At 61.3% G+C, this 11,438-nt stretch carries 10 protein-coding genes; all 10 read left to right on the top strand.

Annotated elements, in window-relative coordinates; translation table 11 throughout:
• Positions 1 to 597 (top strand): alginate export family protein (locus tag HX846_RS16775; RefSeq protein ID WP_178965744.1); only part of this gene is annotated, 597 nt, incomplete at its 5' end.
• Positions 597 to 2,156, top strand: a complete 1,560-nt coding sequence (gene algG, locus HX846_RS16770) for a mannuronan 5-epimerase AlgG (RefSeq protein ID WP_032899433.1) — start codon at positions 597 to 599, stop codon at positions 2,154 to 2,156. The genes HX846_RS16775 and algG, both read left to right, overlap by 1 nt.
• Before the next feature lie 11 nt (positions 2,157 to 2,167).
• A complete protein-coding gene (locus HX846_RS16765; RefSeq protein WP_076014451.1) occupies positions 2,168 to 3,616 on the top strand; it encodes an alginate O-acetyltransferase in 1,449 nt (482 codons plus the stop codon).
• A gap of 8 nt (positions 3,617 to 3,624) precedes the next feature.
• Positions 3,625 to 4,734, top strand: a complete 1,110-nt coding sequence (locus tag HX846_RS16760; RefSeq protein WP_177036206.1) for a mannuronate-specific alginate lyase — start codon at positions 3,625 to 3,627, stop codon at positions 4,732 to 4,734.
• Positions 4,735 to 4,924: 190 nt separating this feature from the next.
• On the top strand, positions 4,925 to 6,490 hold the full coding sequence (locus tag HX846_RS16755) for an MBOAT family protein (protein ID WP_087692834.1): 1,566 nt from the start codon (positions 4,925 to 4,927) through the stop codon (positions 6,488 to 6,490).
• A gap of 11 nt (positions 6,491 to 6,501) precedes the next feature.
• Entirely contained in the window at positions 6,502 to 7,689 is a 1,188-nt protein-coding gene (locus tag HX846_RS16750) for an alginate O-acetyltransferase (protein WP_177020475.1), read from the top strand.
• Between the two features lie 16 nt (positions 7,690 to 7,705).
• Positions 7,706 to 8,353 (top strand): alginate O-acetyltransferase AlgF, encoded by a 648-nt coding sequence (locus HX846_RS16745; RefSeq protein WP_008434181.1) that lies wholly within the window; start codon positions 7,706 to 7,708, stop codon positions 8,351 to 8,353.
• Between the two features lie 149 nt (positions 8,354 to 8,502).
• Positions 8,503 to 9,954: a mannose-1-phosphate guanylyltransferase/mannose-6-phosphate isomerase gene (locus tag HX846_RS16740; protein WP_003216275.1), complete on the top strand. Its 1,452-nt coding sequence runs from the start codon at positions 8,503 to 8,505 to the stop codon at positions 9,952 to 9,954.
• Between the two features lie 154 nt (positions 9,955 to 10,108).
• The gene (locus tag HX846_RS16735) at positions 10,109 to 10,573 is read left to right on the top strand and encodes a hypothetical protein (RefSeq protein ID WP_003216273.1); all 465 of its coding nucleotides are present in this window, start codon (positions 10,109 to 10,111) and stop codon (positions 10,571 to 10,573) included.
• A 20-nt stretch (positions 10,574 to 10,593) separates the two neighbouring features.
• A complete protein-coding gene (locus HX846_RS16730) occupies positions 10,594 to 11,406 on the top strand; it encodes an SDR family oxidoreductase (RefSeq protein WP_134327298.1) in 813 nt (270 codons plus the stop codon).
• Positions 11,407 to 11,438: the final 32 nt, after the last annotated feature.

Genomic DNA, 11,438 nt, shown 5'->3' with positions numbered 1-11,438 from the left:
AGCGATGACGTGAATGGCTGGGCCACCGACCTGGGTGTGCGCCTGCGCCTCGACCCGCAGTGGCAAGTGGGCGCGGCCTACTCCCGCGCCAGTGCCGAATACGAGCAGAACGGCCTGCAAAGCAACCGTTCGAACTGGACCGGTACCCAGTCCCGCGTCCACCGCTTCGGCGAAGCGTTTCGCGGCGAGATGAACAACATGCAGTCCATGAGCCTGTTCGGGTCCTGGCAGCTGCGCGAGGACTATGACGCAAGCCTTGTGTACCACAAGTTCTGGCGCGTAGACGGCAACAAGCCGGTGGGCAGCAACGGCATCGATGCCGTGCAGAACAACACCGATGACGTGACCGGCGCGATCCTGTCCAGCACGTCCCTGCCGCTTGAAGACGGCAAGAAAGATCTCGGCCAGGAGATGGACCTGGTGGTCACCAAGTACTTCAAGAAAGGCCTGCTGCCGGCCGGGCTCAGCCAGTCGATCGACGAGCCGTCGGCCCTGGTGCGCTTCCGTGCAGGCGTGTTCAAGCCGGGCGACGCCTATGGCAGCCAGGTCGACTCGTACATGCATCGCGCCTTTGTCGACGTGATCTGGAAGTTCTGATGGGAGCCTGCGCAATGAAGTCTCAAAGCCTGCTCGTCGCGGCCATGCTGCTGGCCAGCGCCTCGGCCTTCGCCGACAAAGCGCCGACCATCGCCAAAGAGCTGCAACAGGCCAAGACCTACACCATCTCCAGCCCGCCGACCGAGCCGCTGGAGATGGCCAAGCCTGCGCTGCCGGACGTGTCCGGCTACACCGCGGCCAATATCGCGAAAAAGATCGTGCGTACCAAGCCAGGCAAAATCAGCATCCGCCGGATGATGCAGGAAGACGCCCTGAAGGACTTCATCGGCGGCGACAACAAGATGGCCGAATGGGTAGTGCGCCAGCACGGCATTCCCCAGGCGATCTTTGTCGACGACGGCTACATGAACCTCAAGGACCTGCTGAAGAAAGTGCCCAAGCAGTACTTCAGCGAAACCTCGCCGGGGGTGTTCCTGGCCAAGTTGCCGATCGTGGTGGGCCGTAAAGGCATCCTCGAAATCGACAAGCAGACTCAAGAGCTGCGCCTGTCCCAGGAAGCCGGTTCGTTCCTGATCAACGACGGCCAACTGTTTGTGCGTGACACCAGAATCACCGGCTGGCGCGAGAAGACCAACGGCCCGGCGACCTTCCAGTCGCCCAAGGAATTCCGTCCGTTCCTGCTGGCCTGGGGCGGCACCGAGACCTACATCGCCAACAGCAAGATGGCCAGTTTCGGCTACGCCAACAGTAAGTCGTATGGCGTGAGTATTTCCCAATACACGCCGAACATGGCCAAGGTGCTCAAGCGTCCTGAACCGACGGGCTGGATCGTCGACTCCGAGTTCTCGGACATGTGGTACGGCTTCTACTGCTACGAAACCACCGGCTTTGTGCTCAAGGGCAATACCTACAAGGACAACATCGTCTACGGCATTGACCCCCACGACCGTTCACACGGCCTGATCATCACCGACAACACCGTCTACGGCACGAAGAAGAAGCACGGCATCATCATTTCCCGGGAAGTGAACGACAGCTTCATCTTCAACAACCGCAGCTTCGACAACAAGCTCTCGGGCCTGGTGATCGACCGTAACAGCGTCAACAACCTGATCGCCGACAACGAGATCTACCGCAACCACACCGACGGCATCACCCTCTATGAGAGCGGCGATAACCTGCTGTGGGGCAACAAGGTGATCAGCAACCGTCGCCACGGCATCCGCGTGCGTAACAGCGTGAACATTCGCCTGTACGAGAACGTTGCCATGGCCAACGGGCTGACCGGCGTGTACGGCCACATCAAGGATTTGACCGACACCGACCGCGACATCGCCCTCGACCCGTTCGACACCAAGGTCTCGCTGATCGTGGTCGGCGGTGAACTGGCCGCCAACGGCAGCGGGCCGCTGTCCATCGACTCGCCGTTGAGCGTCGAGCTGTACCGCGTATCGATGCTTGCGCCGACCAAATCCAGTGGCATCAGCTTCTCGGGCGTTCTTGGCGATCGCCAGGAAGAGATCCTCGACTTGCTGGTACGCCAGAAGAAAGCCGTGCTGATCGACCCTGTCGAACGCCAGACCGAAATGCAGGACTGAGGATGACCTTTATGCACCCACACATGATCAAACTGCTCAGCCTTTCGGGTTTGACCCTCGGCCTGCTCGCGGCCAGCCAGGGCGTGCGCGCCGACGAAATCAAGGCGCCAACCTTCACCGCCGAACCGTGCTGCAGCCTGTGCCCGGCCGCCCACGACGCGAAGAACTACACCACGCGCTACCAGCAGAACTTCACCACCCTGGTGCAAGCCCAGGGCGATTGGCTGTTCCGGACCCAGGAAGACCTGCGCACCGAATTCGACACCAGCCCCGCCGGCTACAAACGCATGCAGCAGCTGCACGATGCGTTCAAGAGCAAGGGCGTGGAACTGGTGGTGGTCTACCAGCCGACCCGTGGCTTGGTGAACCGCAACAAGCTCAACCCTGAAGAGAAAGCCAGGTTCGATTTCGACAAGGCCCTGGGCAATTACAAGACCATGCTCGGGCGCTTCGCCAAGATGGGCTACGTCGTACCGGACCTGTCGCCGCTGACCAACGAGCAACTGCCGGATGAATTGCCGGCCCACGATTTCTACTTCCGCGGCGACCAACACTGGACGCCATACGGCGCCCAGCGCACCGCCAAAATCGTCGGCGCGAAAGTGCGGGCGATGCCTGAATTTGCCGGCATCCCGCAGCGCGAATTCGAGACCAAACGGTCCGGGCGCATGGGCAAGACCGGCACCCTGCACAACATGGCCGGGCAACTGTGCGGCACCAGCTACGCGATCCAGTACATGGACCAGTTCACCACCGAGCCCAAGGGCGAAGCGGCAGACGGCGACCTGTTCGGTGATTCCGGCAACCCGCAGATCACCCTCGTGGGTACCAGCCACAGTGGCAAGAACTACAATTTCGCCGGTTTCCTGGAACAGGAAATCGGTGCCGACATCCTTAACGTCGCCTTCCCCGGTGGCGGCCTGGAAGGCTCGATGATCCAGTACCTGGGCAGCGAAGAATTCCAGAAGACCCCGCCGAAGATCCTGATCTGGGAATTCTCGCCGCTGTATCGCCTGGACCAGGAGACCATCTACCGCCAGATGATGTCGCTGCTGGACAACGGCTGTGAAGGCAAGACCGCCCAGATGAGCGCCAGCACCACGCTGAAACCCGGCAAGAACGAATTGCTGGTGAACAGTTCGAACAAAGACCTGCGCAACAGCAGTCACCAGGTCGACATCCGCTTCGCCGACCCATCGGTGAAAACCCTGCAAGCCACCCTCTGGTACATGAACGGGCGCCACGAGGACATCAAGATCGAGAAACCCGAAACATCCGATACAGACGGGCGTTTCGCCTTTGAACTGCGCACCGATGAAGACTGGGCCACGCAAAACCTGCTGGCCGTGGAAGTGCAGGGCCCTGAAGCGGGCCAGGCCGCGCAGAAAGTCGAAGCGAAAATTTGCACACGCAACGTATTCCCCGCCGGTGGTCAACAGACTGCTTCAACGGGGCAATGAGGTTACTTATGCAGAAGTTATTGATTCCAACGCTGCTGGGCCTGGCGATGTTTGCCGGCCAAGTCAACGCCGCCGCACCACTGCGTCCGCCCCAGGGTTATTTCGCCCCGGTGGAAGCATTCAAGACCGGCGACTTCAAGAATGACTGCGACGCCATGCCCGCGCCGTACACCGGCTCGCTGCAGTTTCGCAGCAAGTACGAAGGTTCGGACAAGGCTCGTTCCACCCTGAATGTGCAGTCCGAAAAAGCCTTTCGCGACAGCACCGCCGACATCACCAAGCTGGAAAAAGACACCAGCAAGCGCGTGATGCAATTCATGCGCGACGGCCGTCCGGAGCAGTTGGAATGCACGCTGAACTGGCTCACGAGCTGGGCCAAGGCCGATGCATTGATGTCCAAGGACTTCAACCACACCGGCAAGTCCATGCGCAAATGGGCACTGGGCAGCATGGCGTCGGCCTATGTGCGCCTGAAGTTCTCCGACTCTCATCCGTTGGCAAACCACCAGCAGGAGTCGCAGTTGATCGAAGCCTGGTTCAGCAAAATGGCCGACCAGGTGGTGAGCGACTGGGACAACCTGCCGCTGGATAAAACCAACAACCACTCCTACTGGGCTGCCTGGTCGGTGATGGCGACCTCCGTCGCCGTGAACCGCCGCGACCTGTTTGACTGGGCCGTGAAGGAATACAAGGTCGGCGCCAACCAGGTGGATGCCCAAGGCTTCCTGCCCAACGAATTGAAGCGTCAGCAACGAGCCCTGTCGTACCACAACTACGCCCTGCCGCCGCTGGCGATGATCGCCAGTTTTGCCTTGGTGAACGGTGTGGACCTGCGCCAGGAAAACAACGGCGCGTTGAAACGTTTGGGTGACAAGGTGCTGGCCGGGGTGAAAGACCCGGAGATCTTCGAGCAGAAGAACGGCAAGGAACAGGACATGAAGGACCTCAAGGAAGACATGAAATTTGCCTGGCTTGAGCCCTTCTGCACCCTCTACACCTGCGCCCCGGATGTGATCGAGCGCAAGCACGGGATGCAGCCGTTCAAGACGTTCCGCCTGGGGGGTGACCTGACCAAGGTCTTCGACCCGGCGCATGAGAAAGGCAACAAAGGCAGCTAGTCGCTGATCGTTCCCACGCTCCGCGTGGGAATGCAGCCAGGGACGCTCCGCGTCCCAAAAGCGGACGCAGAGCGTCCAGTGAGGCATTCCCACGCAGAGCGTGGGAACGATCACATAGCCCTCTCATTTCGGTGGGGGGTTTGGGGGGGCCGTTGGCCCTTGACTGTTGGTTAAACATGGAGAGATCGGGATGGTTTTCTCGTCCAATGTGTTCCTGTTCCTGTTCTTGCCGATCTTCCTCGGCTTGTACTACCTGAGCGGGCAACGCTATCGCAATCTGCTGCTGCTGGTTGCCAGTTATGTGTTCTACGCCTGGTGGCGAGTGGACTTCCTGGCGCTGTTCGCCGCCGTGACGCTGTGGAACTACTGGATCGGCCTCAAGGTCGGTGCGGCAGGCGTGCGCACCAGGCCGGCCCAGCGCTGGCTGCTGCTGGGCGTGGCGGTCGATCTGTGCATCCTCGGCTACTTCAAGTACGCCAACTTCGGTGTCGACAGCATCAACCTGATGATGAAGTCGGCCGGCCTTGAGCCTTTCATCCTGACCCACGTGCTGTTGCCGATCGGGATCTCGTTCTACATCTTCGAGTCCATCAGCTACATCATCGACGTGTACCGCGGCGACACCCCGGCCACCCGCAACCTGATCGACTTTGCGGCGTTCGTGGCGATCTTCCCGCATCTGATTGCCGGCCCGGTGTTGCGCTTTCGCGACCTGGCCGACCAGTTCAACAACCGCACCCACACCCTCGATAAATTCTCCGAGGGCTGCACGCGGTTCATGCAGGGTTTCATCAAGAAGGTGTTTATCGCCGACACCCTGGCGGTGGTCGCCGATCATTGCTTCGCCCTGCAAAACCCCACCACCGGCGATGCCTGGCTCGGCGCACTGGCGTACACCGCGCAGCTGTACTTCGACTTCTCCGGCTACAGCGACATGGCCATCGGCCTGGGCTTGATGATGGGTTTTCGCTTCATGGAAAACTTCAAGCAGCCGTACATCAGCCAGTCGATCACCGAGTTCTGGCGGCGCTGGCACATCAGCCTGTCCACCTGGCTGCGTGACTACCTGTACATCACCCTGGGCGGCAACCGTAAAGGCACGCTGACCACCTACCGCAACCTGTTCCTGACCATGCTCCTCGGTGGCCTGTGGCACGGTGCGAACATCACCTACATCGTGTGGGGCGCCTGGCACGGCATGTGGCTGGCGATTGAAAAAGCCATCGGCCTCAACACCGCACCGCGCAGTTTCAACGTTGTGCGCTGGGCCTTCACCTTCCTGCTGGTGGTGATGGGCTGGGTGATCTTCCGCTCGGAAAACCTGCACGTCGCCGGCCGTATGTACGGCGCGATGTTCAGCTTCGGCGAGTGGTCGCTGTCGGAACTCAACCGCGCCAGCCTCACCGGCCTGCAAGTGGCAACCCTGGTGGTGGCGTACGCAACCCTGGCGTTCTTCGGCCTGCGGGACTTCTACAGCAACCGCCCACCGGAAAAAACCAAGCCTGCGGTGAACACCCAGGCCGATGGCCCGGCGACTGCGCAACCGGGCTTGATCAAGGCCGTACCGGGCGACAACCCGGGCAGCATCCATGAGCCCGGCTACACCGTGGGCACCGAGGCCACCGTGCAACCGGCCTACTGGAGCGCCACCTGGCCACGCTACGCCATGCGCGCCGCAGTACTGCTGCTGTTCGTGGCGTCGATTCTCAAACTTTCGGCGCAGAGCTTCTCGCCGTTCCTTTACTTCCAGTTCTGAGGGAGCCGACCATGACCCGTTCATTACGCGTCCTCTACATCGCCTTGTTCCTCGCCGTGCTGCTGGCGTTGGGCGCCTGGTCGATGCGCAGTTTCCTGGGCTTCAGCACCAACGCCGACGCCACCGTGCTCAACGGCCGCTGGACCAAGGCTGTCGAGACCCACTACGACGACCAGTTCCCGATCAAGCGCCTGGGCACCAACCTCTGGGCAGCGCTGGACTACAAGCTGTTCAACGAAGGCCGCCCTGGCGTGGTGATTGGCCGCGACCACTGGTTGTACAGCGACGAGGAATTCAACCCCATCGTCAACGAAGACCAGAACCTGCAAGGCAACTACGCCTTGGTGGAAGGCGTGCGCCAGAAGCTCAAGGCCCAGGGTATCCAACTGGTGATGGCGATCGTGCCAGCCAAGGTGCGGCTGTACCCGGAACACCTGGGTGAAGTGCAGCCGGCGAGCATCCGCGCCGGTCTGTACCAGGACTTCCATGCCCGCATGGCCGCCGACAAGATCGTCGCCCCTGACCTGATGGGCCCGCTGCAACAGGCCAAGCTGCACGGCCAGCAAGTGTTCCTGCGCACCGACACCCACTGGACCCCGGACGGCGCTGAAGTGGCGGCCAAAGAATTGGCCAAGACAATTGCCAACAAAACGCCCCTGAGCGGCGAGCCTCAACGCTTTGTCACCGAAGCCGAGAAGACCGAGCCACACAAGGGCGACCTGCGCCTGTTCCTGCCGCTGGACCCGCTGTTCGAAAACCTGATGCCGCCCAAGGAGCCACTGCAAAAACGCGTGACGCACCTGGCTGAAACCAAAGGCGACGATGCGCTGTTCACCGACAGTGAAAACCCGGTGGCCCTGGTGGGCACCAGCTACAGCGCCAACCCGAACTGGAACTTTGTCGGCGCGCTGAAGCAAGCCCTGGGCAGCGACGTCATCAACTACTCCGAAGACGGCCACGGCCCGATCCTGCCGATGCTCAGCTACCTGAAAAGCGACGACTTCAAGAACAGCCCGCCACAGGTGCTGATCTGGGAGTTTCCCGAGCGTTATCTGCCTGTGAACAACGAAATCGGCGATGCCGACCCGCAGTGGGTTGCGCAGCTCAAACAAGCCGGTATGCGCCAACAGAACATGGCTATCAACACCCCCACCGTTAAAAACATGAACTCCGAGACGCCCGACCGGGCGCAAAACTGAAAGAGAGGTAACTCACATGACTTTCACTACTAACCTCGCAAAAACTTTTGCCCTCGTCGCCGGCATGAGCGTTGTTTCGATGTCCGCCTTCGCCGGTGGCGACGCCGCCCTCTACGGTCCCGTCGCGCCAAAAGGCTCGAGCTTTGTGCGGGTGTACAACGCCAGCAACCAGGAAGTCAGCGCCACCGTCGGCAGCACCAACCTCAACGAGGTTGCACCGCTGGCCAGCAGTGACTTCAGCTTCATGCCGGGCGGTGACTACAGCGCCAAGGTCGGCAGCCAGACCCTGCCGGTCAAGCTCGCCGCCGACCACTACTACACCCTGGTCAGCAGCGGCAGCGGCCAACCGCAACTGATCGAAGAACCGCCGTTCAAGAACAAGCAGAAATCCCTGGTGCGCGTGCAGAACCTCAGTGACAAGTCGCTGACCCTGAAAACCGCCGATGGCAAGACCGACGTGGTCCAGGCCGTGGCCGCCAAGGGCCGTGGCGAGCGCGAGATCAACCCGGTGAAGGTCAGCCTGGCGCTGTATGAAGGCGACAAAAAAGTCGGCGACGTGAAGCCGGTAGCTCTGGAACGCGGTGAGGCCGCAGTGCTGTACGTCACCGGCACCGGCGCCAACCTGTCGCCAGTGTGGGTGAAACGCCCTGTGTCGACCCGCTGATTAGATTTTCAGATTGACGCTGCCCCCTGTGGGAGCTGGCTTGCCTGCGATGCGGACAACTCGGTGTATCAGGTACACCGAGGTGATGCCATCGCGGGCAAGCCCGGCTCCCACAGGCTCTAACCAAATTTGATTCAAGGAGAAACACCATGATCCCAGTAATCCTTTCCGGTGGTAGCGGCTCACGTCTTTGGCCGCTTTCGCGTAAACAGTTTCCCAAGCAGTTCCTGGCCCTGACCGGCGAGCACACCTTGTTCCAGCAAACCCTGGAGCGCCTGGTGTTCGACGGCATGGACGCGCCCATCGTGGTTTGCAACAAGGACCACCGCTTTATCGTCAACGAGCAACTGGCTGCCCGCAAACTGGAAACCCAGCGCATCCTGATGGAGCCGTTCGGCCGCAATACCGCGCCGGCCGTGGCCCTGACGGCGATGATGCTGGTCAACGAAGGCCGCGACGAGCTGATGCTGGTGCTGCCCGCCGACCATGTGCTGGATGACCAGAAAGCCCTGCAACGCGCCCTGGCCCTGGCCACTGTGGCGGCTGAGCGTGGCGAAATGGTGCTGTTCGGTGTGCCGGCCACCCGTCCGGAGACCGGCTACGGCTATATCAAGTCGACCAACGATTCGCTGCTGCCCGAAGGCGTCAGCCGCGTGCAACAGTTCGTGGAAAAACCCGATGAAAAACGCGCCGCCGAATTCGTCAAGAGCGGTGGTTATTTCTGGAACAGCGGCATGTTCCTGTTCCGTGCCAGCCGCTTCCTCGAAGAGCTGAAAAAACACGACCCGGACATCTACGACACCTGCCTGCTGACCCTGGAACGCAGCAACCAAACCGCCGACACCATCGACATCGACGAATCCACCTTCGCCTGCTGCCCGGACAACTCCATCGACTACGCCGTGATGGAAAAAACCCAACTGGCCTGCGTGGTGCCGTTGACTGCCGGCTGGAGCGACGTGGGTTGCTGGGCATCGCTGTGGGACGTGAATGAAAAAGACGCCAACGGTAACGTCAGCAAGGGCGACGTGGTGATCCAGGACAGCAAGAACTGCATGATCCACGGCAACGGCAAGCTGGTGTCGGTGATTGGCCTGGAAAACATCGTGGTGGTGGAAACCAAGGACGCGATGATGATTGCCCACAAGGACAAGGTCCAGGGCGTCAAGCAGATGGTCAACACCCTCAACGAGCAGGGCCGCAGCGAAACCCAGAACCACTGCGAGGTGTACCGTCCATGGGGCTCGTACGACTCGGTGGATATGGGCGGGCGCTTCCAGGTCAAGCACATCTCGGTGAAACCGGGCGCGTGCCTGTCGTTGCAGATGCACCACCACCGCGCCGAACACTGGATCGTGGTCAGCGGCACCGCCGAAGTCACCTGTGACGAGAACGTGTTCCTGCTCACCGAAAACCAGTCCACCTACATCCCGATTGCCTCGGTGCACCGTTTGCGTAACCCGGGCAAGATTCCATTGGAGATTATCGAGGTGCAGTCCGGCAGCTACCTGGGTGAAGACGATATCGAGCGCTTTGAAGATATCTACGGTCGATCCACGCCAATCGAGCGTGGCGTGTCGGTGAAAACCATCGCGCAGTAAACAGAGCAGCACAACAAGCCCCCGCCCCACCGACTGCGTCCCCTATCCGCAGCCGGTGGGCCGGGGGCTTTTTCTTTGGGGCCGGGGAACCCGAAGATGGTCAACTCCACCTACGCTTGGTTAGGATGCCCGTTCCGTTTTCGAGGTTGTTGCCATGTTCTTTGGTGTCTTGCTGATTATCACCTGGCTGATCCTCTTGCTGCGCTACCCCGCCAGGGCGTTGCCGGTTTCCCTCGCGGCCGCCGTCGGCCTGGGCCTGGTGGCGGTATGGGTGGTGTGGCTGGACAACCGCGAGGCCCAGCAATTGGCACGCCTGGAACTGCGTACCGTCTACGCGCCGAAAGAATGCCCGGCAGACCGCCCGCTCAAGCTCACCTTGAACAACGGCAACAACGTACCGCTGACCGAACTGCGTTGGCGCATCGCCGCGTATGCGCCGGGCGATACGGTCAACCTGGCAGACAACGTGTACGCTGCCCCGCGCTATCGCGGCCCCGGCGAACTGCAGGCCGGCGCCACCTGGGAAGACTGCCTGCCAGTGCCGCCGCTGCGCCCCGGCTACCGCCCGCAAACCCTGGAATTTCGTGCCGAGCATTTGCAAGGCAGCTTCTCTGACTGATAACGACAAAGGACTGATCCATGCCCAACGTACTGATCACCGGGTGCTCCAGTGGCATTGGCCGTGCCCTGGCGGACGCCTTCAAGCAAGCCGGCTTTGACGTGTGGGCCAGCGCCCGGCGCAGCGAGGATGTGGCGGCACTCGCCAGCGCCGGCTTTAACGCGGTGCAACTGGACGTCAACGACAGCGCTGCACTGGCGCAATTGGCCGGACAGGTCGGCGAGTTGGATGTGCTGATCAACAACGCCGGCTACGGCGCCATGGGCCCGTTGCTCGACGGCGGCACCCAGGCAATGCAGCAGCAATTCGAGACCAACGTATTCTCAGTGGTCGGCGTGACTCAGGCGCTGTTCCCGGCCCTGCGTCGCCGTAAAGGGTTGGTGGTGAATATCGGCAGCGTGTCCGGCGTGTTGGTCACACCGTTCGCCGGTGCGTATTGCGCCTCGAAAGCCGCAGTGCATGCCTTGAGTGATGCGTTGCGCATGGAGCTCGCACCGTTTGGCGTGCGGGTGATGGAAGTGCAGCCGGGTGCCATCGATACAAGTTTTGCAAAAAACGCCGGCACCCAGGCCGAACTGTTGATCAATGAAAAGTCGCCCTGGTGGCCACTGCGCGAAAGCATCCGCGCCCGGGCCAAGGCCTCCCAGGATCGGCCTACGCCCGCCAGCCAGTTTGCGGCAGACGTGCTCAAGGCCGTGCAACAGACCACGCCGCCGCGCCTGTTGCGCTCGGGTAATGGTTGCCGGGCATTGCCGTGGATGGCGGCGCTGTTGCCCAAGGGCTTGCTGGAGACTGTCTTGAAAAAACGCTTTGGCCTGAGCGGCCAGCTCTAAGAGCCCCCGCCTCCCCGTGGCGAGGGAGCTTG

Source organism: Pseudomonas sp. K5002, assembly GCF_013386655.1.
Classification (GTDB): Bacteria; Pseudomonadota; Gammaproteobacteria; order Pseudomonadales; family Pseudomonadaceae; genus Aquipseudomonas.
This window is presented reverse-complemented; position numbering and strand designations above follow the sequence as displayed.

Excerpts from the sequence above, each read along its gene's own strand:
- HX846_RS16740 (WP_003216275.1), top strand. The coding sequence starts at position 8,503 with ATGATCCCAGTAATCCTTTCCGGTGGTAGCGGCTCACGTCTTTGGCCG.
- HX846_RS16760 (WP_177036206.1), top strand. The coding sequence starts at position 3,625 with ATGCAGAAGTTATTGATTCCAACGCTGCTGGGCCTGGCGATGTTTGCC.
- HX846_RS16750 (WP_177020475.1), top strand. The coding sequence starts at position 6,502 with ATGACCCGTTCATTACGCGTCCTCTACATCGCCTTGTTCCTCGCCGTG.
- algG (WP_032899433.1), top strand. The coding sequence starts at position 597 with ATGGGAGCCTGCGCAATGAAGTCTCAAAGCCTGCTCGTCGCGGCCATG.
- HX846_RS16755 (WP_087692834.1), top strand. The coding sequence starts at position 4,925 with ATGGTTTTCTCGTCCAATGTGTTCCTGTTCCTGTTCTTGCCGATCTTC.
- HX846_RS16745 (WP_008434181.1), top strand. The coding sequence starts at position 7,706 with ATGACTTTCACTACTAACCTCGCAAAAACTTTTGCCCTCGTCGCCGGC.
- HX846_RS16765 (WP_076014451.1), top strand. The coding sequence starts at position 2,168 with ATGCACCCACACATGATCAAACTGCTCAGCCTTTCGGGTTTGACCCTC.
- HX846_RS16735 (WP_003216273.1), top strand. The coding sequence starts at position 10,109 with ATGTTCTTTGGTGTCTTGCTGATTATCACCTGGCTGATCCTCTTGCTG.
- HX846_RS16730 (WP_134327298.1), top strand. The coding sequence starts at position 10,594 with ATGCCCAACGTACTGATCACCGGGTGCTCCAGTGGCATTGGCCGTGCC.